The organism is Aromatoleum toluvorans (assembly GCF_012910905.1).
Classification (GTDB): Bacteria; Pseudomonadota; Gammaproteobacteria; order Burkholderiales; family Rhodocyclaceae; genus Aromatoleum; species Aromatoleum toluvorans.
On the sequence record NZ_WTVN01000022.1, the window covers coordinates 25172 to 48938 of the forward strand.

The following is a 23767-nucleotide window of genomic DNA, read 5'->3' on the forward strand; positions in this document are numbered from 1 at the left end:
TTCAGGAAGCTGCCATGTCCGACTCCCCCGACACCGGCAAGGTGACGCCCGCGCTGAAGGCCGAAATCCTCGCGGAGGCCCTGCCCTACATCAAGCGTTTCTTCGACAAGACGATCGTCATCAAGTACGGCGGCAACGCGATGACCGATCCGAAGCTGAAGGACTGCTTCGCGCGCGACGTCGTGCTGCTGAAACTGGTCGGCTTGAACCCGGTCGTCGTGCACGGCGGCGGCCCGCAGATCGAGAACCTGCTCGCGCGCGTCGGCAAGAAGGGCGAGTTCGTCCAGGGCATGCGCGTGACCGATGCGGAGACGATGGAAGTCGTCGAGATGGTGCTGGGCGGTCAGGTCAACAAGGAGATCGTTAACCTCATCAACCAGGCAGGCGGGAAGGCCGTCGGCCTGACCGGCAAGGACGCGAACTTCATCCGCGCGAAGAAGCTGTTGATGCAGAAGAAGGACGCGCCCCCGGGAGACCTCGTCGATATCGGCCAGGTCGGCGAGATCACGCAGATCGACCCGAGCCTGATCTCCTTCCTCGACAAGGGCGACTTCATCCCGGTGATCGCACCGATCGGCGTCGGCGAGGACGGGGAAACCTACAACATCAACGCGGACGTGGTCGCCGGCAAGCTCGCCGAAATCCTGAAGGCCGAGAAACTCGTGCTGCTGACGAACACACCCGGCGTGCTCGACAAGGACGGCAAACTGCTGACCGGCCTCACGCCGCGCCAGATCGACGGCCTCGTCGAGGATGGCACGCTGTCGGGCGGGATGCTGCCGAAGATCGGTTCGGCACTGGACGCGGCGCGCAACGGCGTGAAGTCGGTGCACATCATCGACGGCCGCGTCGAGCACTGCCTGCTGCTGGAGATCCTGACCGACCACGGCGTCGGCACGATGATCAAGAGCAAGTAACGGCGGGCCCCGTGTCGGATCATCATCACCTGCCCGATCTCCTCGAGCGCCTGCTGCCGATTGCGCGCCAGGCCGGCGAGGTCGTCATGTCGGTGTACGCGACCGATTTTTCAGTACGCGGCAAGGACGACGCATCGCCGGTCACCGAGGCGGACGAGCGCGCCGAAGCGGTCATCCTCGCCGGACTCGCACTCCTTGCGCCGGACATTCCCGTAGTGGCCGAAGAGGCGGTCGCAGCGGGACGTGTTCCGGCGATCGGCGAGCGCTTCTGGCTCGTCGATCCGCTCGACGGGACCAAAGAATTCATCAAGCGCAACGGCGAGTTCACGGTCAATATCGCGCTCGTCGAGAACGGCCGGCCGCTGCTTGGCGTGGTGCTGGCGCCAGCCCTCGGCAAGCTGTACGCGGGCTTGGCCGGCGCCGGCGCCTTTGTCGAGGACGGACAGGGCCGGCATGCGATCCGCTGTCGCGTGCCGCCGTCCGAAGGCCTCACCGTCGTCGCCAGCCGCTCACACGGCGATACGGCAGCGCTCGATGCCTTCCTTGCCGGACGCAAGGTCGCCAGACTCGCCAGTGCGGGATCGTCGCTGAAGCTGTGCCTGATCGCCACAGGCGAAGCCGATCTGTATCCGCGTCTGGGGCGCACGATGGAATGGGACATCGCCGCCGGCCATGCGGTGCTGGCCGCTGCGGGCGGGCGCGTGGCCGAACTCGATGGGCGTCCCCTCGGTTATGCCAAACCGGGCTTCGAGAATCCGCACTTCGTCGCATGGGGCTTCGAGGAAGGCACAGCGCCCGGGTGACCGAGACACACAGTCCGGCTGCCGATCATTGCCCTGCACGGATTGCTGATCCACGGCCGCAGCGGTGTGCGGCGAACCTCCCCATTTCGGTCTCTGCCCTGCCGGCGACGCCGGCATTGCCCGACCAGAGACCTTTCAGCGGGCGCAGAGACGGGAAACGAAGTCGACCACCGTACCGACCGTGGCGAAGGAACTGCCGTCGATCTCGTCGTCCGGCACCTCGATACCGAAGCGCTCCTCGATTGTGTGGATGACGGCGAGCACGGCCATCGAGTCGAGTTCGGGCACGCTGCCGAGCAGCGCCGTATCGGCGTCGAACTGCAAACCGCGGCCATCGAGGCTCAACACTTCGTCGAGCAGGGCCAAGACCTGTTCCTGGATGTTCAAGGCAAAAACCTCACTGCACCTACCAACGTATTTTCCTGGGGCAACCGTCCGCGCGACGCGGAAGTCGCGCATTATACTTCCGGTCCATACCTGCCCGGCCCCCTCCGCGGCGGGAAAGAATGCGCAATGCCCACCCTGACGACCGCAAAATGATGCCGACCGCCCTGCTTCACGACCTGATACGCGCCGCCGCGGTGCGCAATCCCGCACAAACGGCACTGACACGCGGCACGCAAACTTTATCGTACGCGGAACTTGAAGCCCAGTGCGGTGCATTCGCGCGGGGACTGCTCGGGCTGGGCCTTGCGCGGGCAGAGCGCGTCGCGATCTACCTCGACAAGCGCATCGAATTCGTCGCCGCCGCTTTCGGGACGAGTACCGCCGGCGGGACGTTCGTGCCGGTCAATCCCCTGCTGAAGGGCGAGCAGGTCGGGCATATCCTGCGCGACTGCAACGTCCGCGTGCTGGTGACGAGCGCCGAGCGGCTCGCGCTGCTGCAGCCGGTGCTGGCGCAGTGCCACGACCTGCGCCAGGTAGTGCTGGTCGGTACGCCGGCGGAGTCGCCGACGGTCGAAGGGGCGACCGTGCATCGCTGGAGCGAGCTTGCGGCCGCCCCCGCACGCGCCGGACATCGCGTGATCGACACCGACATGGCGGCGATCCTGTACACCTCGGGCAGCACCGGGCGCCCCAAGGGCGTGGTGCTGTCCCACCGCAACGTCGTCACCGGCGCGCGCAGCGTCGCGCAATACCTCGATAACGATGCCGGCGACACCCTGCTCGCGGCGCTGCCGCTGTCCTTCGACGCCGGCTTCTCGCAACTCACGACGGCCTTCCACGCAGGCGCGCGCGTAGTGCTGATCGACTACCTGCTGCCGCGCGATGTGCTCAACGCAGTCGTGCGCGAGCGCGTGACCGGACTCACTGCGGTGCCGCCCCTGTGGATCCAGCTGGCGGGACTCGACTGGCCGGAGACCGTCGGTGAGCACCTCCGCTACATTGCCAACACCGGTGGGCGCATGCCCTTCGAGACGCTGAAAACGCTGCGCACCAGGCTGCCGCGCACCCGCCTCTTCCTGATGTACGGTCTGACCGAAGCCTTCCGCGCGACCTACCTGTCGCCCGAGGAGGTCGACCGCCGGCCCGATTCGATCGGCAAGGCGATCCCGAACGCCGAGGTGCTGGTGCTGCGCGAGGATGGCACGGAATGCGCGCCGAACGAACCCGGCGAGCTTGTGCAGCGCGGCGCACTGGTCGGCATGGGCTACTGGAACGATCCGGAGAAGACCGCCGAGCGCTACAAGCCGCTGCCCGCCGGCATCGGCGGGCGCGACGCCGGGTTGATGCTCCCCGAGATCGCCGTGTTCTCGGGCGACACCGTGCGCCGCGACGAGGAAGGCTTCCTGTATTTCATCGGCCGGCGCGACGAGATGATAAAGACTTCCGGCTATCGCGTGAGTCCCACGGAGATCGAGGAGATCGTCTATGGCACGGGCCGCGTCGGCGAATGCGTCGCCTTCGGACTGCCGCATCCGGCGCTCGGCCAGGCAATCTGCATCGTCGCAACACCCGCCCCGGGCACGACGCTCGACACGGCGGCGCTGCTCGCCGACTGCCGCGGCCGGATGCCCGCCTACATGGTGCCGGCATGCATCGAAGTGCGCAGCGGCCCCTTGCCGCGCAACCCCAACGGCAAGATCGACCGCAAGGCGCTCGCCGGCGAAATGCAGGAGGCCGCCCGATGAGTGGCGCCGCGAAATCCCCCCCGGTCCACGCGCCGATGACGCAGTTCGCGAGCGAAAACGGCGAGCTCCTCGTCGGCGGCATCCCGCTCACCCGGCTCGCTGCGCGGGTCGGCCGCACGCCCTTCTACGCCTACGACCGAGGGCTGCTGACCCGGCGAATCGCCGAACTGCGCGCGGCACTGCCCGCGGCGATCCAGTTGCACTACGCGATGAAGGCGAACCCGATGCCGGCGTTGGTCGGCCACATGGCGAGGCTGGTCGACGGCATCGACGTGGCGTCAGCCGGCGAGCTGAGCGTGGCCCTCGACGCCGGCGTCGCCCCCCACGACATCAGCTTTGCCGGGCCGGGCAAGCGCGACGCGGAGCTGATGCAGGCAGTCGCCGCCGGCATCCTCGTGAATGTCGAATCGTTCCGCGAGATCGCTCCGCTGGCGGCCGCCTCTGCCGTGCTGGGGGTCCCGGCACGCGTCGCCGTCCGCGTCAATCCCGACTTCGAACTGAAGTCGTCGGGGATGAAAATGGGTGGTGGACCGAAACAGTTCGGGGTCGATGCGGAACAAGTCCCCGAGCTGCTCGGCGAAATCGGCCGCGCAGGCCTCGCGTTCGAAGGTTTCCACCTTTTCGCCGGATCGCAGAACCTCAAGACAGACGCGATCGTCGAAGCGCAACGCAAATGCTTCGAGCTCGCCGTGCGCCTCGCCGAGTCGGCGCCCGCGCCGGTGAAGTTCCTGAATCTCGGGGGCGGCTTCGGCATTCCGTACTTCCCCGGCGAACAGGCGCTCGATCTCGCACCGATCGGCGAGAACCTCGCCACGCTCGTCGGCGACGCGGCACGCGAGCTCCCTCAGGCTGCGCTCGTCATCGAACTGGGACGCTACCTCGTCGGCGAGGCGGGCCTCTACGTGTGCCGGGTCGTCGACAAGAAGGTCTCGCGCGGCCACACCTACCTCGTCACCGACGGCGGCCTTCACCACCACCTTTCCGCATCGGGAAATTTCGGCCAGGTGATCCGCAAGAACTACCCGGTCGCAATCGGAAACCGGATGGGCACGGTGACGGGCGAGCCGGTGTCGGTGGTCGGACCGCTATGCACGCCGCTCGATCTGCTTGCCGACCGGATGCCGCTGCCGGAGGCAGAACCGGGCGACCTGGTGGTCATTCACCAGTCGGGCGCCTACGGTGCCAGCGCGAGCCCGCAGGCCTTCCTCGGCCATCCTGCCGTAACCGAAGTATTGATCTGACAGCGCTGCAGGTTCGCAGGACCGCGAAATGAAAACGGGCGCCGAAGCGCCCGTTGCGGTCAGACCGTCGTCGGACGATCAGAAGTTGTGACGCAGGCCGACACCGATCGAGGTGTTGTCCAGGCCCAACCCCGTACCCGACAGGAAGCTGTACGCGCCGCCGCCGTCATACGCGCCGCCGGTGGCCGTCGACACCTTCTGCTTGTCGTTGTCGATCTTCGTCCACTGCGCGTAGACCTTGGTACGCTTGGACAGGTTGTAGTTGTACGCCAGCGTGAGCTGCTTCGCGCCCGTATCGCTGGTGTCGCTCCAGTCGCGCGCGACGCCGTAGTTCACGTGGAACTCGTTGGCACCGACCGGCACCATCACGGCGACGCGGTAGTAGTTGCGCGAATGGTCTCCGGTCAGCCCCGTGATGTCCTGCAGGCCGCCGTTCTCCGACCTGTCGTGCTCGGCAAGGGCGCCGACGACAACCGCCTTGAAGTCATACACGCCGGCCAGCGCCAGCATGCTGTCCTTGCTCTTGCCCTGGGCGAAGTTGAAGAAGCGGTTGGTCTGCGCGTAGCCGAAGCCGACGTGCAGCGGGCCGTTGTCGTAATTCAGCGTCCCGGAGTAGTGCGCCGGACGATCGTTGCGAGTGGCCGTTTTGACCGCCTGCTCGTTCAACGCCGAGTACTGGGCTTCGAACGTGAAGCCGCCACCGAAGGTCGGGCTCGCGTAGGCGACCGAGTTGCGGATGAAGAAGTTCTCGGGGTCGAAGGCAGGCACCCACAGGAAGGCATCCGACGAGTTGCCGGTGTCGTGGTTGTGCATGCCCAGGTAGTCATGCGTCGCGTAGTACAGCGGGCTGGTGAGGTAGCCGAGCTTGACCGTACCCAGGCTGTTGCTCTTCAGGCCGACGAAAGTGTCGCGGCTGGCGAGATTGCCGCCACCGGAATCCGACTCGAAACGGCTCTCGACCTGGAACAGCGCCGACAGGCCGTTTCCGAGATCCTCGTTGCCGCGGAAACCGATACGGGAGCTGTTGTTAACCAGTTTAGTGACGCTCTCCTGGCCCTCGATCTTGGTCTGTTCCAGCGAGGTATTCACGCGACCATAGATGGTCACATTGGATTGCGCCTGGGCGGCGCCGGCGACACCGATGGCAGCCAGCGCGATGGCCAGCGTCTTGACGTTCAGCATTGATTCGACTCCCCACTTGTAATGGATTTGATTGTCGGCTTTCTGCAACTTGCGCGCATGGCATCCCGTGTGAGGATCCATGCCCGATGCAGAGGCACCGCGCGATTATAGGGGGCGCAACAATGCAGGGGAGGAGAACCTTACCCGATCGTCACAGAACTGTCGCATGCATGCAACAGAAGGAAGACCCTTATTGCGGGCATCGCGTGCGAACGCCGGTCTGTTGAAGGAAGCGGCGCCAGACGCCGTTGCGTTGCCGCCATTAGCAGGCAACGTAGACAAAAAAACGGGCGCCGAAGCGCCCGTTTTGACCAATTCCGGACGAGCCGGAATTAGAAGGTGTGACGCAGGCCCAGACCGAAGCCGGTCGGGTCCTGGTCGGCGCGAACGCCACCGATGCTGCTCAGGTAGAAGTCGACATTCGACTCACGCTGGTTGTTGATGCGCGTGTAGTAGGCCTTGACCATCGTGCGCTTGCTCAGGCTATAGGTATAGCCGAGGGTCCATTGCGCGAACTGGGTCTTGCCGTCCAGGTCGGCGCATCCGATACCATCGACGCACACCTCTTCCTTGATCTTCTGCGAACGCGAGTACTGCAGATAGACGGCCTGGTTGCCGGCGAACTTCTGCTCGGCGCCAACCATCCAGGCGGTGCGCTTGGCTTCCGTCGAAGCAATCGACAGATCGGCTTCGTACTTCGTCTGATCCCACAGAGCCGAGATCGAGGTATTGGTCGGGAAGGTGTACTTGGCGGCGACACGGGCAGTCTTCAGCTTGTCGCTGGCGTTGCCACCCAGGCCGAAAGTGCCCGCGAAGTTACCATTGCCGGGGTTGGCCGCGGCGCTCGGATCCTTCGACAGCGCGTAGCCGGCCGACACGTACAGCGGGCCGTTCTCGTAGGCCGCAGCCAGCTGGTAGGCGTTCGCGTTCACGTCTTCCGCAGGTGCGGTCCGATCCAGCTTGTTCTCACCGGCCGAGTAGGCGAGCTGAGCAGCGAAGCCGCTGAAGTTCGGGGACGTGTACATGACGGCGTTGTTGATGCGCTCGTCGACGCCGGTCTTGATGCCGCCGATCGTGCCGTAGGTGGCAGCCTGGAAGCCGATGCCGGTCGCAGCCGGGTTGAAGTCGACCTTGGCACCCGCCTGACGCATGAACGTGGTGAGCTTGCCGAGCTGGACGGTACCGAAACCGCCGGTCAGGCCGACGAAGGTGTCACGGGTTGCCAGGGTGCTGGTGCCCGAACCGTCGGCGTTGAAGCCGCTTTCGACCTGGAACAGGGCCTTCAGGCCGTTGCCGAGGTCTTCGGTGCCGCGGAAGCCGATCAGCGAGCTGTTCGAGGTGACGCGGGTGCGACGCTCGATGTCGGCAGCGTTGCCGCCCTTCGCTTGCACCGATTCCACGGTAGCGTCGACCACGCCGTACACGGTGACGTTGGACTGCGCGAAAACCGGAGCGGACGCCAGGCCAGCGATGGCCAGGGCGATCAGTTTCTTCTGCATGTATTTCTCCTCTAATTGAAGCTGAAGCCGCGGTCATGACCCCGGCCCGACTTACCTCTCAAGCGAGAAGTTGCCACGATTGTGCTTAAGGGGCGCGCGGCGGTGCAAGAATCGTTCGCGCGGAACACGGCAAATGGATAAAAGTTGTTGCACAGGCGCAACAAGACGCCAATGCGGCAGCCGCCTGTAATTTGCGGGCGAGCATCCGCGTCGCTGCGGATCCCCTGCCAGCCCGCGTTCCGGTCCGTCGTGCTACCCGACGCGGGTAGGGGGCGCGGTAAATTCCACGCCTGCTGCATAGCCGGGACCACTCGCATGGGAACTCGCGGCCGGCTTTAGCACTCTGAGGCGTTGAGTGCTAAAATCACGCGCATGGAGGACCACTGTACATGAGCCAAGCCCTGTCGTTCCCCGTTCCGTCTGCCGCCGGCAGCATCGATCAGTACATCCAGTCGGTGAATCGCATTCCGCTGCTCACCGAACGCGAGGAGGTGGAACTGGCGACCAGGTTGCGCGACGAGGGCGACGTGGAGGCGGCGCGCCGGTTGGTGATGTCGCACCTGCGCCTGGTGGTGGCGATCGCGCGCGGCTATCTCGGCTACGGGTTGCCGCATGCGGACCTGATCCAGGAAGGCAACATCGGGCTGATGAAGGCGGTGAAGCGCTTCGACCCGACGCGCGGCGTGCGGCTGGTGTCGTTCGCGATCCACTGGATCAAGGCCGAGATCCACGAGTACGTGCTGAAGAACTGGCGGCTGGTGAAGATCGCGACGACGAAGGCGCAGCGCAAGCTGTTCTTCAACCTGCGCAGCCTGAAGCAGGATTCGACGACCTTGAGCGGCGACGAGATCCACGCGGTCGCGGCGCAGCTGGGCGTGAAGCCCGAGGAAGTCATCGAGATGGAGACGCGCCTGACCGGGCGCGACATCCCGCTCGAGGGCGACAGCGACGACGACGATGAGCGCTTCGCGCCGATCGCCTACCTGCCCGATCCGCACGCGGAGCCGTCGCAGGTGCTGGAGCGCGCCGAGCTTGCGCACCTGCACGACGTCGGCTTGCACGAGGCGCTCGCGCGCCTGGACGAACGCAGCCGCAATATCGTGCAGCGGCGCTGGCTGGCGGAAGGCGACAGCGCGACGCTGCATGAACTGGCGGCGGAGTACGGCGTCTCGGCGGAGCGCATCCGCCAGATCGAGGCGAAGGCGCTGCAGAAGATGCGCGGGCTGCTCGCAGCCTGAGCGGTTTTCCGGCCCGCACGCGAACGGCAGCCACTGGCTGCCGTTTTCATTTTCCGGCGAGCAGGGTGCGGAGGTCGGCGACGATGTTCTCGGCGGTCTCGCCGTGCTTCACGTACAGGCGTGCCCGGCCGGTGGGGTCGAAGACGTAGGTGCCGGTGGAGTGGTCGACGGTGTAGTTGGGGCCGGAGGTGTCGCCGCTCTTCTGGTAGAAGACGCGGAATTCCTTCGCCACCGCGGCCGTCTGCGCCGCGTCGCCGCGCAGGCCGAGGAAGTGCGGGTCGAACACCGGGACGTACTGGGCCAGGAGCTGCTGCGTGTCGCGCTCGGGATCGACGGTGACGAAGAGGACCTGCACGCGCGCCGCGTCGGGGCCGAGCTGGCGCATGGCTTCGGCCATGGTCCCGAGGTTGGTCGGGCACACGTCGGGGCACTGCGTGTAGCCGAAGAACAGCGTGACGACCTTGCCGCGAAAGTCGGCGAGGGTGCGCGGCGTGCCGTTGTGGTCGGACAGCGCGAGCCCCTTGCCGTAGTCGGCGCCGGTGATGTCGGTGGCGCGGAAAGTGGTGGCGGAGCTGGGGCTGGAGCAGGCAGCGAGGGTGGCAACCGCAAGGGTTGCGGCGACGATCAGGGCGCGGAGCATCTTTTCCCGGAATGAGGCGAATCGAAACGATGGATCAGAAACGCAGGTAATGATCCGCCAGCAGCGCCGCGAAGAGCAAGAAGAGATACAGGATGGAGAAACGGAAGGCGCGTCGCGCGCGGGCGTCGCTGTAGTCGCGGTACAGCCGCCAGGCGTGCCCGAGGAAGGCGCCGCCGAGCGCGGCCGCGGCGATCAGGTAGAGGAGCCCGCTCATGCGCGTGGCGAAGGGCAGCAGCGTGACGCCGAAGAGGATGCATGTATACAGCAGCACCGACAGGCGCGTGAATTCCGGGCCGTGGGTGACGGGCAGCATCGGCAGCCCGGCGCGCGCATAGTCGGCGCTGCGGTAGAGCGCGAGGGACCAGAAATGCGGCGGGGTCCAGGCGAAGATGATGAGGAAGAGGAGCAGCGCGTCGGCGCTGACCTCGCCCGTGACGGCAGCCCAGCCGAGTACCGGGGGCATGGCGCCGGAGGCGCCGCCGATGACGATGTTTTGCGGCGTGCGCGGCTTGAGGAAGATGGTGTAGACGACCGCGTAGCCGACGAAAGTGGCGAGCGTGAGCCACATCGTGAGCGGATTGACGAGCTGGTGCAGCAGGACGAGGCCGGTGCCGCCGAGGGCGGTGGCGAAGGCGAGCGTTTCGCGCGGGGTGATTTCGCCGCGCGGCAGCGGGCGACCGCGGGTGCGGCTCATGCGGGCGTCGATGTGCGCTTCGATGAGGCAATTCATTGCCGCTGCGGCGCCGGCGACACAGGCGATGCCGACGGTGGCGGCGAGCACGAGGGCCGGCGGGGGCAGGCCGTCGGGCACGGCGAGGAACATGCCGATGATGGCGCAGAAGACGATCAGCGTATTGACGCGCGGCTTCGTCAGCACGTAGAAGGCGTGCAGGCGCGATCCCGCGATATGGGATTCAGGCGTATGAACTTTCGCGGCCGGCATGGCCTGCCCTCCTCTGCGCGGCCGGTACGGGGAGGCGGGTCCCGCGCAGGCCGTGATTGATCCAGACCATCACCATGACCAGCGCCGCAGCGCCCGCGTTGTGCGCGACCGCGAGCGGCAGCGGCAGGCTGGACGTGACGTTGGCGATGCCCAGGGCGAGCTGGGCGGCGAGCGCGGCGAGCAGGACGACACCGAAACGGCGCGTCGCTGTCCGGCGCAGCAGGGCACAGCCGAGCGCCAGCAGCGCGGTGGCGGCAAGCAGCGCGCCGATGCGGTGCGACCAGTGGATGGCGGTGAGTGCCGCGAGCGGGAGCGCTTCGCCGTCGGCCGTCATGCCGAGCTCGCGCACGACGTGGAAGGCGTTCGCGTAGTCGGCCGCGGGCTGGAAGCTGCCCTGGCAGGTGGGGAAATCGGTGCAGGCAAGCGCAGCGTAGTTGGTGCTGGTCCAGCCGCCGAGCGCGATCTGGAGGGCCAGCAATATGAAGGCGGCGCGCGCGAGGCCGGCCAGGCGGCGCGAGACGGCGACGCGTGGCAGCGCATGCACGCGCAAGGCGAGCCACGCAAGCAGGGCCAGGGTCGTCAGCCCCCCCAGGAGGTGGGCGGTGACGATGGCGGGCTTGAGCAGCAGCGTGACGGTCCACTTGCCGAGCAGCCCCTGGAAGATCACGACGGCGACGAGCGCGGCGGCGATCCGTGGGGAGGCCCCCGCCGTGCCGCGCCGGCGCCACGCGAGGACAGCGATGGCGACAATGAGCAGGCCGAGGCTGGCGGCGAGGTAGCGGTGGATCATTTCCTTCCACGCCTTCTGCAGGCTGACCGGCCCCTGCGGGTCGGCGGCATGGGTGTCGCGGATCTCGTCGGCGGCGTGATGCGGGCTCACCTGGCCGTAGCAGCCCGGCCAGTCGGGGCAGCCGAGGCCGGCGTCGGAAAGGCGGACGTAGGCGCCGAAGACCACGACGAGGGTCGTCAGCGCGAGTGCGAGGAGAATCAGGCGGCGGTAGGCGGTCATCCCGGAGTCCGCATCGGGTTGGCGGAGTTCGGCCGGGGCGACTGCCCCCGGCCGAGCGCCGAATACTTGAGCAGGCGTTGCAGATCTTTGACGACGCGGCGCGGGTCGGCGTTCTCGGGGAAGCGCATCATCACGCTGCCGCGCGGATCGACCAGATAGACGTGGCGGCCACGCTCCGCGCCGGGCAGCCGTTCAAGCCAGGCCGGCGTGGCGCGGGCGAGGCGCAGGCCGGCATGGGGCGCGAGCAGGTCGTCGGCCGGCGTCGCGGCGTCGGACACCAGCCACAGGCGCGCGACGCGGTCCATCTCCTCGCCTTGCGCGAGCCGCGACTGGCGCATCGCATAGAGGGCCTCGGCACAGGCGCGGTCGCAGGTACCGGGCGCGGCGAACAGCAGCGTCCAGCGGCCATCGAGCTCGCTGCGGGCGAAATCCGGCTGGCCGGCGACGCCCGGCAGGACGGCGTCGGGCAGGGCGGCGGGGACGAGCAGTTCGCCGTAGTTCGTGCGCCCTTCGGGTTGCCAGACGTAGTACGCGAAATAGGAGGCGGCGACGGGCAGCACGCAGACGAAGGCGAGCAGCGCGAGCGTGCGGCGCCCGGCACGGGTTTGCGCGGGCGTTGCGGGCGAACGGTCAGACAGGCTTGCGCTGGTCATGCCGGGGGCTCCGGAAAGCGTTCCACAGGTACCACAGGGTGAGTGCGGTCGCGAGCGCCGAGAGGGCGTACCACTGCAGGGCGTAGCCGCGGTGACGGTCGATGCCGGCGTCGGGTTCGGGCCAGTCGCGGATCAGGCCGTCGGCGGCGGGGCTGGTCTGCTGCACGTAGAAGTCGGCGACCGGCAGATGCGTTTCGGCGCGGTAGCGGGAGAGATCGAGGGCCTGCCGGACGGGGCCCGAAGACGTGTCGCCCCCGAGCAGGAAGGGTTTGGCGTCGGGATGGCGCACACGGCCGGTGACGACGATCGCGCCGGGCGGATTGTCGATCCGGGGAAGTTGCGTCCGGTCGGCTGACGCCGCGATCCAGCCGCGATTGACGAGCACGACGCCCCCCTGCCCTGCGAGCTGCATCGGCGTGACGACGTGGTAGCCGGCGTGGCCCTGGTGCACGCGGTTGTCGATCAGGATGCTGCGCCCGGGGAGCCATTCGCCGCGGAGTTCGAGTTTCTGCCAGTCGGCCGGGGGCATCGCACCGGGGGGCTGTGCCGGGCGTTCGACAGCCGCGCGGTATGCCGCCTGCAGCTCGGCCTTTTCCGCTGCGCGGCGTGTCTGCCAGTTGCCCAGTTGCAGCGTGAGCAGCGCGAGCGCGATGCCGGCGAGCAGCGGCACGGGGTGCGGGCGGGCGTTGCGGCGCAGGCTCATCCGGACAGTCCTGCTCACAACAGGTAGACGACGAGGAAGAGCAGCAGCCACACGACGTCGACGAAGTGCCAGTACCACGCGGCGGCTTCGAAGCCGAAGTGGCTGTCGGGCGTGAAATGGCCGGCAATCGCGCGGCCGAGCATCACCGTGAGCATGATCGCGCCGACCGTGACGTGCATGCCGTGAAAGCCGGTGAGGAAATAGAAGGTGGAGCCGTAGATGCCGGTGTCGAGACGCAGGTTGAGTTCGGCGTAGGCGTGGCGGTATTCGTAGATCTGCAGGCCGAGGAAGAGCAGGCCCAGCAGGATGGTGACGAGCAGGCCGAGCTTGAGCTGGCCGCGCCTGTCGTTGCGCAGGCCGTGGTGCGCCCACGTGAGGGTGACGCCGGAACTCAGGAGGATCAGGGTGTTGAGCGCGGGGATGCCCCAGGCGGTCATCGGCGTGAAGGCGTCGGGCTTGTCGGGGCCGGCGGTGGGCCAGCCGCCGACGAAGCCCTGCCACAGCAGCTGCGCCGTATCGCCGGTCGAGAGCCAGGGCACGGCGAGCACGCGGGCGTAGAACAGCGCGCCGAAGAAGGCGGCGAAAAACATGACTTCGGAGAAGATGAACCAGGCCATCGACCACCGGAAGGAGCGGTCGACCCTGTGGCCGTACTTGCCGCCTTCGGATTCGTGCACGACCTGGCCGAACCAGCCGAACAGCATGATAACGAGCACGGCGATGCCGAGGAAGAAGATCCACGGCCCGGCCTGGATGCCGTTGAGCCACATCGTGGCGCCGCCGGTGAAGAGGAGCAGCGCGACCGAGCCGAAGATGGGGTACTTCGAGGGCTCGGGCACGAAGTATTTTTCGAAGGTCTGCGTCATGTGCGGTCTCCTTCCTTCCCTACCCCGATGAGCCGACCACCAGGCGCACGACGGCGATGATGGTCAGCACGAACACGAGCCCGGCGAGCAGGCCGGCGACGATGACCGCGCGCGGGTCGAGCGAGTGGGCGTCGCTCTCGTAATCGTGGCGCCGCCGTATGCCGATGAAGGACCACAGCACGGCGCGCAGCGTGGCGAGGAATCCGGCGCGCGGCGGCGTGGCGGGCTCGTTGCGGGGCGCGTGCGGGTCGTGGTTTTGCATGGCGATCACGAATTGCCTCCCGCACCTTCGCCGGCGACGCGGCGCGCGGCGACTTCGAAGAAGGTGTAGGAGAGCGTGATGACCCGGACGTCCGCGGGCAGGCCGGGGTCGACGACGAAGGCGACGGGCATGGTGCGCGTTTCGCCGGCGGCGAGCGTCTGCCTGGCGAAGCAGAAGCATTCGAGCTTGCGGAAGTATTGTCCGGCCAGCTGCGGGCCGTAGCTGGGGACGGCCTGGCCGGTGACGGGTTCACTGCGGGTGTTGGAGACTTCGTAGGCGACGGTGGCGAGTTCGCCGGGGTGGACGCTGATCTGGGTTTGCAGCGGGCGGAATTGCCACGGCAGGTCGTGGGTGTTGGCGTCGAACTGGATGGTGATGGAGCGCGCGAGGTCGACCTGGGTGTTGGCGACGGTGTCGGGCTTGATCAGGTTGTTGATGCCGGTGACTTCGCAGATCTTTTCGTAGAAGGGCACGAGCAGGAAGCCGAAGCCGAACATGACGACGGCGGCGATGGCGAGGCGCACGAGGAGGCGGCGGTTTTCCGCGGCGACGCGGCCTTGCGTGGTCATGGCGCGGGCCCCTTGAAGCTGAACAGGGCGGCAACGAAGAATGCGAGCGCGACGGCCGCCAGCAGGAGGGCCGTGCGGCGATTGGCGGCGCGGCGGGCGGGATCGTCGTTGCGCGTCATTGTGCTGCAGCCTTCGATCCGCGCCGGACGGGGTATCCGCTCTGCAGGCTGCGGAACTCGCTCTGCGGGCTCAGACAGTCCTCGCCTGCGCCGCGGATACCCCATCCGGCGCTCGCATCGGGGAAGCGTGACCGCGTGTTCATCTCACCACCGGCGCTTCTTCGAAAGTGTGGTGCGGCGCGGGCGACGGGACGGTCCATTCCAGTCCCTCGGCGCCTTCCCACACGCGTGCCGACGCCTTTTCGCCGCCGCGCACGCATTTCACGACGGCATAGAGGAAGATGAGTTGCGACAGGCCGAAGCCGAAGGCGCCGATCGAGGCCATCATGTTGAAGTCGGCGAACTGCAGCGCGTAGTCGGGGATGCGGCGCGGCATGCCGGCGAGGCCGAGGAAGTGCATCGGGAAGAAGGTGACGTTGAAGAAGATCATCGAGCACCAGAAGTGCAGCTTGCCGATGCGCTCGTCGGGCATGTGGCCGGTCCATTTGGGCAGCCAGTAGTAGGCGCCGGCGAAGAGCGCGAAGAGGCTGCCGGCGACGAGCACGTAGTGGAAGTGGGCGACGACGTAGTAGGTGTCCTGCACCTGGATGTCGATCGGGGCGATGGCGCAGATGAGGCCGGTGAAGCCGCCCATCGTGAACACGAAGATGAAGCCGACCGCGAAGAGCATGGGCGGCTCGAAGGTGAGCGAGCCGCGCCACATCGTCGCGACCCAGTTGAACACCTTCACGCCGGTGGGCACCGCGATCAGCATCGTCGCGTACATGAAGAAGAGCTGGCCGGCAGCGGGCATGCCGGTCGTGAACATGTGGTGCGCCCACACGCTGAAGGACAGGATCGCGATCGACGCGGTGGCGTAGACCATCGACGCGTAGCCGAAGAGGGGCTTGCGCGAAAAGGTCGGGATGATCTGGCTGATGATGCCGAAGGCCGGGAGGATCATGATGTAGACCTCCGGGTGGCCGAAGAACCAGAAGATGTGCTGGTACATCACCGGGTCGCCGCCGCCTGCGGCGTCGAAGAAGCTGGTGCCGAAGTGGCGGTCGGCCAGCACCATCGTGACCGCGCCGGCGAGCACGGGCATCACGGCGATGAGCAGGTAGGCGGTGATGAGCCAGGTCCAGCAGAAGAGCGGCATCTTCATCATCGTCATGCCCGGCGCGCGCATGTTGAGGACGGTGACGACGATGTTGATCGCGCCCATGATGGAGCTGAGACCCATGATGTGGAGGGCGAAGATCGCCATGTCCATGCCCATGCCCATCTGCACCGAGAGCGGCGCGTAGAGCGTCCAGCCCGCCGCGGTGGCACCGCCGGGGACGAAGAAGGAGCCGATCAGCAGGATCGCGGCCGGCGGCAGCAGCCAGAAGCTCCAGTTGTTCATGCGCGCGAAGGCCATGTCGCTGGCGCCGATCATCAGCGGGATCTGCCAGTTCGCGAAGCCGACGAAGGCGGGCATGACCGCGCCGAACACCATCACGAGACCGTGCATGGTGGTGAGCTGGTTGAAGAACTCGGGCCGCACGATCTGCAGGCCCGGCTGGAAGAGTTCCGCACGGATCGTCAGCGCCAGCACGCCCCCCGAGAGGAACATGATGAAGCTGAAGACCAGGTACATCGTGCCGATGTCCTTGTGGTTGGTCGTCGTGATCCAGCGCATCAGGCCGGTGGGGCCGTGATGGGCGCCGTGCGCGTGATCGGACATGACTGCCGCCATGCTGCCTCCTTGACGATTTCGGTCCTGCTATCGGATTCGCCTGCCTTCGGTCGGCGTCACTTGCCCCGTGCCGCCGCGATCTGCGACGGCTGGATGGCTTCGCCGGTCTTGTTGCTCCAGCTGTTGCGGGTGTAGGTGATGACGGCCGCGATGTCGGCGTCGGACAGCAGCTCGCCGAAGGCTGCCATCGGCGTGCCCGGGCGGCCGTTGAGCACCACTGCGATCTGCCCGGCGGCCTCGCCGAGCACCACTTTCGAGCCGTCGAGCGGCGGGAAGGCGGGCGGCAGCCCCTTGCCGTCGGCCTGGTGACAGGCGACACAGTTCGCGGCGAAGACCTTCGCGCCCTGCTCCACGAGTTCCGCGAGCGACCAGTCGCGCGCCCCGGCGCTCACCGCGGCGGCCATCGCGGCCTGCCGGTCGGCGACCCACTTGCTGTAGGCTTCCTGCGACACGACATGCACCTCGATGGGCATGAAGCCGTGGTCCTTGCCGCACAGCTCGGCACAGTTGCCGCGATAGACGCCTTCCTTGTCGGCGCGGAACCACGCGTCGCGGATGAAGCCGGGGATCGCGTCCTGCTTGACGCCGAACGCGGGCAGCCACCACGCATGGATCACGTCGGACGCGGTCGTGAGCACGCGGATCTTCTTGCCGACCGGCACGACGACGGGATTGTCGACTTCGACCAGGTAGTGCTCGCCCTTGGCGGCCTTGCCGTCGATCTGCTCGTGCGACGTCGCCAGGTTGGACACGAAGCGGATACCCTGCCCTTCGCCCTGCAGGTAGTCGTAGCCCCACTTCCACTGGTAGCCGGTGGCCTTGATCGTGATGTCCGGGTCGCGCGTGTCCTTCATCTCCAGCACCGTCTTGGTCGCCGGCCATGCCATGCCGAGCAGGATGAGGATCGGGATGACCGTCCAGGCGATCTCGACCGCGGTGTTCTCGTGGAAGTTGGCGGCGACGGCGCCTTTCGACTTGCGGTGATGGATCACCGCCCAGAACATCACGCCGAACACGATCACGAAGATGAAGAGACAGATCAGCAACATCAGCGTGTGCATGTTGTAGATCTGCTCGGCGATGCCGGTGACGGGGGACTGAAGGTTGTAGCGACTCTGGGCCATGAGGGCCGGCGACGCGAGCGCGGCGAATACGGCTACTGCATGACGACCGGCAAGACTCATGTCTCTACCCTCAATCGAATGCACAGGCTCTTGCGAGCCGTATTTCAGCGAACCCGAATGGATCATGCCATAGCAAAAATGGCACTCGCAACACGGATATTTGCTATTTGTCAATATGCTGCGGCGCAATATGTGATAAGTGGCACCGCGCGCGCGACATTTGTCGCCTGGTCAGGGTTTTCCCGCACGACATTGGCGTCGGCGAAAAATGCGATCCGTTCGGATCGGGGTGCCGCACGGCGGGGTCGGGACGAAACCGTTTACGGTTGTATTTGATGCCCGGTTCAATAGAATCGGCGACGCCCTGCAGCGCCGCTGCGGGCCCATATCCTTGATCGCGCGAGTCCCGATGACCTATCCCCGCCCCGGCTTCGAAGCCAAGATCTGCCCCCCGGAAGCGCTTGCCGAGCGCGCCGCCGCACTCCCCCGCCCGCTGGTATTCACGAACGGCTGCTTCGACATCCTGCATCGCGGCCACGTCACTTATCTCGCGCAGGCGCGCGCGCTCGGGGCGGCGATGGTCGTGGCGCTGAACACCGACGCGTCGGTGAAGCGGCTCGGCAAGGGCGACGACCGGCCGGTGAATCCGCTCGAAGACCGCCTCGCGGTCATGGCGGCGCTGGAGAGCGTCGATCTCGTGACGTGGTTCGACGAGGACACCCCGCTGCAGCGCATCCTCGATGCCCGCCCCGACGTGCTGGTGAAGGGCGGTGACTGGAGCGTGGACCGGATCGTCGGCGCGGCAGAAGTCACCGGCTGGGGCGGCCGCGTGCACTCGATCCCGTTCGAGCACGAGCGTTCGACGACGGCCCTGCTCGGACGCATCCGCGGCGCCTGACCCTCGCCCGAGCGTCGGCGAGCGGCGCTTCAGTCCAGAATCAGGCGGGCGCCCCGACCGGCCGCATGCTCGTCCAGCCAGATGCGCCAGTCATCGGCGGGCATCGGCCGCGCGAAGTGATAGCCCTGACCGAGCTGGCAGCCCATCGCCTGCAGCCGCGCGGCCTGTTCGCCCAGCTCGATGCCCTCGGCGATCAGTTCGATGCCGAGGCGGTCCCCCAGGCCGCACACGAGGCCGGCGATCTCGCCGCCCTTGCCCGCGCCGCCGATGTCGTTGATGAAGGCGCGGTCGATCTTGAGGCGATCCACATTCATGCGCTGCAGCTGGCTCAGCGACGAGAAACCGGTGCCGAAGTCGTCGATCGCGATGTCCAGCCCGATCGCCTTGATGCGCCCGACAAGCTCGATCATGCGGTCGCCCTCGCCCATCGCGACCGATTCGGTGATTTCCAGCTCGATCTGCTGCGGCGCGACGCCGCTGTCCTCGATCGCGGCGCGCAGGCGTCCGAGGAAGTGCGGATCGCGGAACTGGATCACCGACACGTTCACCGCCATGCGCACCGCGCCATGCCCCGCCTGCGCCATGCGTGCGGCCTCCTCGCAGGCGCGGCGCAGCACCCACTCGCCGATCGACAGGATCAGGCCGGAGCGCTCGGCCAGCGGGATGAAGTGGTCGGGCGGGATCAGCATCCCGTCGCCCGTGCGCCAGCGCAGCAGCGCCTCGGCGCCGACGCAGCGTCCGGTGGCGAGTTCGATCTGCGGCTGGAACACGAGGAACAGCTCGTTCGCGCCGAACGCCCCGCGCAGGTTGTGCAGCAGATTCACGCGCCCGCGGATCTCCTCGCTGACGCCGCGGTTATAGCGCGCGACCGAACCGCGCTCGGCCTGCTTCGCGCGCTTGAGCGCGAGGTAGGCATCTTCCAGCGCCTCGCTGCCATCCCCGCCGACGTCGTCGAGGCGGACGATGCCGATCGTCACCGACACGATGGCGCTCTCGCCTTCGACCTCCAGCGGGTCGGCGAAGAGGCCGTCGAGACTGCTCACATCCGCATCGTGGGCGGTCCAGAACACCGCGAAGCTGTCCGAACCCACCCGCGCGACCCGGACTTTCGCGCCGCATCCGGCAACAATGCGCGCTGCGACCCCCTTCAGCAACGCGTCGCCGTAGTGATAGCCGAAAGCGCCGTTGATCTCGCCGAAATGGTCGATGTCGACCACCGCGAGCACCCCGCGGCGGCCTTCGCGCTCGTGCAGGTGGGCGTCGAGCAGTTCCAGCAGCTGCCGGCGGTTGGGCAGATGCACGAGCGGATCGAAATACGAATACTCGTTGAGCCGCTGCACGAGGTCGACGTTGTCGAGGCACACCGACACGTTCGCGCGGAACATCTCCAGCAGGCTCGGATCGAGCTCGTCCGCCGCATGGCCGGTCTCGACGTAGGCGGCGAGGTCCCGCCCCGGCCGCGACCCGAAGTACAGCGCGATGCCCTGCCCCGGCTCCACGACGTTCGTGCGCAGCGCCAGCGCGCGCTCCAGCAGCGCACGGATCGCCGGTTCCTGCAGCGCGTCGAGCGGCTGGCGGCTGGCGTGGCCGAAGCGTCCGGCAGCGGCGATCACCTCGCACGGCGTGCCGGCATCGCGGCGCGCGCACACCAGTCCGTCCGCCGGCAGCCCGAGCAGCCCCGCCAGCTGCGCGATGACGCCGGCCGCGAAATCGGCAAGCCCCTCGCAGCGCAGGAGTTCGCCGCTGCCGCGCACGATATGCGCCAGCCCGGCGCGGCTCGCCTTGACGATGCGGATCTGCTGGTAGGCGCGGATCGCCGCAGTCAGCGACGCATAGAGCTGGGTGCTCGACAGTTCCGACTTGTTCCCGTAGTCGTTGATGTCGTAGTCGCGGATCGCGGCGATTTCGGGCACGTAGCCCGGCGGATCGGTGCGCAGGATGATGCGCACGTCGCGCATGTGGAGTTCGTGGCGGATCTCGTCGACCAGCTGCAGGCCGGCATCCTGCGTTTCGATGACCACGTCGAGCAGGATCACCGCGATGTCGCGCTCGGCGGCGAACAAGGCGCGCGCATCGGAGACGGAATACGCGTGCAGGAAGGCGAGCGGGCGGCCGAGAATCTCCGTGCCCGCGAGGCTCAGCTCGGTGCTGCGATGCACCCCTTCGTCGTCATCGACGATCGCGACCTTCCACCGTGCAGCGGTGGTCGCGGGCGCCAGTAGCGGTTCGGTGGCGAACTCGAGGAGGTCGTCATCGCGAAAACTCATCGATGGCGGGTCATCCCTGCATGTCGCCGCGCGACTCGCGCACCGTGTCGCGCCAGTCGGAAGTGATGCTTTCCTCGAATTGCGGGAACTCGCGGTCGTGCTCCACCAGCAGGCGCAGGATCGTGCGCGCATGGTCGCCGGGGAAGCCGCGCCGGTGACCGTCGCGCGTGTCGTTCATGAGCCGCTTGAGGTATTCGCGGCAGTCGCGGGTTCCCCACAGCTCATCGATCTGCGTGAGGTGGGGATAGGTCTCGTACAACTTCGAAACGTTGGTCTTCCGCATGGGTTCCCCCCGCCGTGTCTGACCCGCTACTTCAGCAAGAATTGAAAGATAGCACCGCCATTGCGCCGCGTCGAATTCCCCACCACCCGGGAAACCATGTCATCGGCATCATTTCGGCACCTCGCTCGCACTTCCCGGCCTGTCTCGACCCCGCCCGCCCCGGTACAATGCCGGCGATGACCGCCCACGCCTCGCCCTCTCCGCTTCACGTCCTCGAACACGTCTTCGGCTACACCGCCTTCCGTGGCGAACAGCAGGCGATCGTCGAGCACGTGGCCGCGGGCGGCGATGCGCTGGTGCTGATGCCCACCGGCGGCGGCAAGTCGCTGTGCTACCAGATCCCGGCCCTGCTGCGCCCCGGCACCGCCGTGGTGGTGTCGCCCCTGATCGCGCTGATGCAGGATCAGGTGAGCGCCTTGCAGGAAGCGGGAGTAGCTGCAGCCTACCTGAACTCCAGCCAGGCGGCGGACGAATCCATCACGGTGGAACGCGACCTCGTCGCCGGCCGGCTGGACCTGCTGTACGTGGCGCCCGAGCGCCTCCTCACCGGGCGCCTGCTCGCGACGCTCGACCGCCTGCACGAGGCCGGCCGCATCGCGCTCTTCGCGATCGACGAGGCGCACTGCGTGTCGCAATGGGGGCACGACTTCCGGCCCGAGTACCTGCAGCTCTCCGTGCTGCCCGAACGCTACCCGGGCGTCCCGCGCGTCGCGCTGACCGCCACGGCCGACGCCGAGACGCGCGAGGAGATCGCACAGCGCCTGGGCCTCACCGCGGCGCGGCGCTTCATCTCGAGCTTCGACCGCCCCAACATCCGCTACCGGATGGTCGACAAGGACAACCCGCGCAACCAGCTGCTCGCCTTCATCCGCGACGACCACGCCGGCGAAGCCGGGATCGTCTACTGCCTGTCGCGGCGCAAGGTCGAGGAGACGGCCGCGTGGCTGGAGGAACAAGGCATCCGCGCGCTGGCCTACCACGCGGGCATGCCGCAGGAAGTTCGCGCGGCGAACCAGAGCCGCTTCCTGCGCGAGGACGGGCTGGTGATGTGCGCGACGATCGCCTTCGGCATGGGCATCGACAAACCCGACGTGCGCTTCGTCGCCCACCTCGACCTGCCGCGCTCGATCGAGGGCTATTACCAGGAAACCGGCCGTGCCGGACGCGACGGCCTCGCCTCGCAGGCGTGGATGGCCTGGGGAGCGCAGGACATCGTGCAGCAGCGCCGCATGATCGACGAGTCGGAAGGCAGCGAGGATTTCAAGCGCCGCGCGCGGGCGCGCCTCGACGCGCTCGTGGGGCTGGTCGAGACCACCGCGTGCCGCCGCCAGCACCTGCTCGCGCATTTCGGCGAGACCGGCGCAGCCTGCGGCAACTGCGACAACTGCCTGGAGCCGCCGCGCACCTGGGATGCGACCGACGCGGCACGCAAGGCGCTGTCGGGTGTGTTCCGCACCGGCCAGCGCTTCGGCGCCGGACACGTGATCGACGTGCTGCGCGGCGAGCTCACCGACAAGGTGCGCGACTGGGAGCACGACAAGGTGAGCACCTTCGGCATCGGCGCCGAGGTGGACGAAAAGACCTGGCGCACTTTGTTCCGCCAGCTCGTCGCGCGCGGACTGCTGGCCGTCGACCATGACCGCCACAACGCGCTGACGCTCACCGATCTCGCTCGTCCGCTGCTGCGCGGCGAAGCGGATTTCGCCTTGCGCCTCGCGCCCGAGAAGCGCCGCACGAAACGCGCGCGCAGCAGCCGCATGGAAATCCTCGACGGCGTGCCGCTGACCCTCTTCGACCGCCTGCGCGCCTGGCGCGCAGCGACCGCGCGCGAGCGCAACGTGCCGGCCTATGTGATCTTCCACGACGCCACGCTGCGCGAGATCGCGCTCGCGCGGCCGACGTCGATCATTGAGCTGGCACGCGTTTCCGGCATCGGCGACCGCAAGCTCGAGGCCTACGGCGACGCGATCATCGCCGAAATCCAGCGGGAAGTATGACGAAACGGGCGCTTCAGGCCGCCAGCAGCGTCGGGCGGGCGAAGAGATAACCCTGGAAGAGGTCGAAACCGAGCGCGAGGCAACGCCGTGCGCGCTCGAGCGTATCCACCTTCTCCGCGAGCAACTTCGCGGGATGCAGGCGCAGGCGGCGCACCAGTTGTTCGAGCGCGGCGGGGTCCACCTGGAGGATGTCGAGTTTCACGACATCCACGATGTCGAGCAGCGGCTCCATCTCCCGGCTCACGGCGCAGACATCGTCGAGCGCGAGGCGGTAGCCGAGGTGTTTCAATTCGGCACAACGCTCCAGAACGGCGCAATCGATCTCGATCGTTTCGAGCAGTTCGAGCACGACGCGTTCGCGGGGCAGTTTCTCGATGCGGCCGCTCATCAGCATTTCCGCGTCGACATTGACGAATCCGGTGCTGCCGCCGATCACGCTGTTGAGACCCAGGCGCCCGAATGCGCGCGCGATCACCTGCGCCGTGGCGCGGGCGTCGTCCGTCACGCGGGCTTCGCCCGATTGGTCTTCGCGAAAGAGGAGTTCGTAGGCAGCGACCTTGCGCTGCCGGTCGAAAATGGGCTGGCGCGCGAGAAAGATGTCGTTCTGGGTGCTCATGGCTGCCTCCTTTGCAGGCGGCGGAAATCACTGCCCGCACGATAGTTGAGCAATACCCGTGCCAGTCGCGAGCTCACCGGAACATGAGG

At 67.3% G+C, this 23767-nt stretch carries 24 protein-coding genes; 7 read left to right on the plus strand and 17 right to left on the minus strand.

Going from position 1 to position 23767, the window contains the following annotated elements; genetic code table 11:
• Positions 1-14 precede the first annotated feature (14 nt).
• Both argB and cysQ read left to right on the plus strand, forming a co-directional pair.
• Entirely contained in the window at positions 15-917 is a 903-nt protein-coding gene (gene argB / locus GPA22_RS14435; protein ID WP_169256764.1) for an acetylglutamate kinase, read from the plus strand.
• 11 nt (positions 918-928) lie between these two features.
• Entirely contained in the window at positions 929-1720 is a 792-nt protein-coding gene (cysQ, locus tag GPA22_RS14440) for a 3'(2'),5'-bisphosphate nucleotidase CysQ (RefSeq protein WP_169256765.1), read from the plus strand.
• Positions 1721-1855: 135 nt separating this feature from the next.
• Here the strand turns inward: cysQ and GPA22_RS14445 are convergent, their stop codons facing one another.
• Positions 1856-2107, minus strand: coding sequence for an acyl carrier protein (locus GPA22_RS14445; RefSeq protein ID WP_211169142.1), 252 nt, complete (start codon positions 2105-2107; stop codon positions 1856-1858).
• Positions 2108-2256: 149 nt separating this feature from the next.
• Here GPA22_RS14445 and GPA22_RS14450 point away from each other — a divergent pair, with 149 nt between their 5' ends.
• Positions 2257-3852 (plus strand): acyl-CoA ligase (AMP-forming), exosortase A system-associated, encoded by a 1596-nt coding sequence (locus GPA22_RS14450; RefSeq protein ID WP_169256767.1) that lies wholly within the window; start codon positions 2257-2259, stop codon positions 3850-3852.
• Positions 3849-5093: a pyridoxal-dependent decarboxylase, exosortase A system-associated gene (locus GPA22_RS14455; protein ID WP_211169134.1), complete on the plus strand. Its 1245-nt coding sequence runs from the start codon at positions 3849-3851 to the stop codon at positions 5091-5093. Before GPA22_RS14450 ends, GPA22_RS14455 begins: the two co-directional genes overlap by 4 nt.
• Before the next feature lie 78 nt (positions 5094-5171).
• On the opposite strand, the gene GPA22_RS14460 is transcribed toward GPA22_RS14455, so the two are convergent.
• Together GPA22_RS14460 and GPA22_RS14465 are read right to left on the minus strand one after the other, a co-directional pair.
• Positions 5172-6275, minus strand: a complete 1104-nt coding sequence (locus GPA22_RS14460; RefSeq protein WP_169256768.1) for a porin — start codon at positions 6273-6275, stop codon at positions 5172-5174.
• A gap of 332 nt (positions 6276-6607) precedes the next feature.
• A complete protein-coding gene (locus GPA22_RS14465) occupies positions 6608-7774 on the minus strand; it encodes a porin (protein ID WP_169256769.1) in 1167 nt (388 codons plus the stop codon).
• Between the two features lie 389 nt (positions 7775-8163).
• On the opposite strand from GPA22_RS14465, the gene rpoH reads away from it, so the two are divergent.
• Positions 8164-9012, plus strand: a complete 849-nt coding sequence (gene rpoH / locus GPA22_RS14470) for an RNA polymerase sigma factor RpoH (RefSeq protein ID WP_169256770.1) — start codon at positions 8164-8166, stop codon at positions 9010-9012.
• Between the two features lie 46 nt (positions 9013-9058).
• On the opposite strand, the gene GPA22_RS14475 is transcribed toward rpoH, so the two are convergent.
• The 11 genes from GPA22_RS14475 to coxB form a co-directional block, all read right to left on the minus strand.
• Positions 9059-9652: an SCO family protein gene (locus tag GPA22_RS14475; RefSeq protein ID WP_169256771.1), complete on the minus strand. Its 594-nt coding sequence runs from the start codon at positions 9650-9652 to the stop codon at positions 9059-9061.
• A 34-nt stretch (positions 9653-9686) separates the two neighbouring features.
• Positions 9687-10595 carry a heme o synthase gene (gene cyoE, locus GPA22_RS14480; RefSeq protein ID WP_169256772.1) on the minus strand — a complete coding sequence of 303 codons (909 nt, stop codon included), beginning with the start codon at positions 10593-10595 and terminating at the stop codon, positions 9687-9689.
• On the minus strand, positions 10567-11604 hold the full coding sequence (locus GPA22_RS14485; protein WP_169256773.1) for a COX15/CtaA family protein: 1038 nt from the start codon (positions 11602-11604) through the stop codon (positions 10567-10569). The genes cyoE and GPA22_RS14485 overlap by 29 nt, the downstream gene beginning before the upstream one ends.
• The gene (locus GPA22_RS14490; RefSeq protein ID WP_169256774.1) at positions 11601-12257 is read right to left on the minus strand and encodes an SRPBCC family protein; all 657 of its coding nucleotides are present in this window, start codon (positions 12255-12257) and stop codon (positions 11601-11603) included. The genes GPA22_RS14485 and GPA22_RS14490 overlap by 4 nt, the downstream gene beginning before the upstream one ends.
• Positions 12235-12960, minus strand: coding sequence for an SURF1 family protein (locus tag GPA22_RS14495; RefSeq protein ID WP_169256775.1), 726 nt, complete (start codon positions 12958-12960; stop codon positions 12235-12237). Before GPA22_RS14495 ends, GPA22_RS14490 begins: the two co-directional genes overlap by 23 nt.
• A 14-nt stretch (positions 12961-12974) precedes the next feature.
• Positions 12975-13826, minus strand: coding sequence for a cytochrome c oxidase subunit 3 (locus tag GPA22_RS14500; protein WP_169256776.1), 852 nt, complete (start codon positions 13824-13826; stop codon positions 12975-12977).
• 19 nt (positions 13827-13845) lie between these two features.
• Positions 13846-14088 carry a DUF2970 domain-containing protein gene (locus GPA22_RS14505; protein ID WP_169256818.1) on the minus strand — a complete coding sequence of 81 codons (243 nt, stop codon included), beginning with the start codon at positions 14086-14088 and terminating at the stop codon, positions 13846-13848.
• Positions 14089-14093: 5 nt separating this feature from the next.
• Positions 14094-14657, minus strand: a complete 564-nt coding sequence (locus GPA22_RS14510) for a cytochrome c oxidase assembly protein (RefSeq protein ID WP_169256777.1) — start codon at positions 14655-14657, stop codon at positions 14094-14096.
• Complete coding sequence (locus GPA22_RS22635; RefSeq protein WP_211169135.1) at positions 14654-14776, minus strand: cytochrome oxidase small assembly protein; 123 nt, start codon at positions 14774-14776, stop codon at positions 14654-14656. Before GPA22_RS22635 ends, GPA22_RS14510 begins: the two co-directional genes overlap by 4 nt.
• Before the next feature lie 139 nt (positions 14777-14915).
• Positions 14916-16493, minus strand: a complete 1578-nt coding sequence (gene ctaD, locus GPA22_RS14515; protein WP_169256778.1) for a cytochrome c oxidase subunit I — start codon at positions 16491-16493, stop codon at positions 14916-14918.
• Between the two features lie 56 nt (positions 16494-16549).
• Positions 16550-17677 (minus strand): cytochrome c oxidase subunit II, encoded by a 1128-nt coding sequence (gene coxB / locus GPA22_RS14520; protein ID WP_211169136.1) that lies wholly within the window; start codon positions 17675-17677, stop codon positions 16550-16552.
• Positions 17678-18026: 349 nt separating this feature from the next.
• On the opposite strand from coxB, the gene rfaE2 reads away from it, so the two are divergent.
• Positions 18027-18515, plus strand: coding sequence for a D-glycero-beta-D-manno-heptose 1-phosphate adenylyltransferase (gene rfaE2 / locus GPA22_RS14525; RefSeq protein WP_169256779.1), 489 nt, complete (start codon positions 18027-18029; stop codon positions 18513-18515).
• Between the two features lie 29 nt (positions 18516-18544).
• Here the strand turns inward: rfaE2 and GPA22_RS14530 are convergent, their stop codons facing one another.
• Both GPA22_RS14530 and GPA22_RS14535 read right to left on the minus strand, forming a co-directional pair.
• The gene (locus GPA22_RS14530; protein WP_169256780.1) at positions 18545-20782 is read right to left on the minus strand and encodes a putative bifunctional diguanylate cyclase/phosphodiesterase; all 2238 of its coding nucleotides are present in this window, start codon (positions 20780-20782) and stop codon (positions 18545-18547) included.
• Positions 20783-20792: 10 nt separating this feature from the next.
• Positions 20793-21065 (minus strand): hypothetical protein, encoded by a 273-nt coding sequence (locus GPA22_RS14535; protein ID WP_169256781.1) that lies wholly within the window; start codon positions 21063-21065, stop codon positions 20793-20795.
• Positions 21066-21232: 167 nt separating this feature from the next.
• Between GPA22_RS14535 and recQ the strand changes: the two genes are divergently transcribed.
• A complete protein-coding gene (gene recQ / locus GPA22_RS14540; RefSeq protein WP_169256782.1) occupies positions 21233-23062 on the plus strand; it encodes a DNA helicase RecQ in 1830 nt (609 codons plus the stop codon).
• 13 nt (positions 23063-23075) lie between these two features.
• Here the strand turns inward: recQ and GPA22_RS14545 are convergent, their stop codons facing one another.
• Positions 23076-23678 carry an EAL and HDOD domain-containing protein gene (locus GPA22_RS14545; protein WP_169256783.1) on the minus strand — a complete coding sequence of 201 codons (603 nt, stop codon included), beginning with the start codon at positions 23676-23678 and terminating at the stop codon, positions 23076-23078.
• Between the last annotated feature and the right edge of the window lie 89 nt (positions 23679-23767).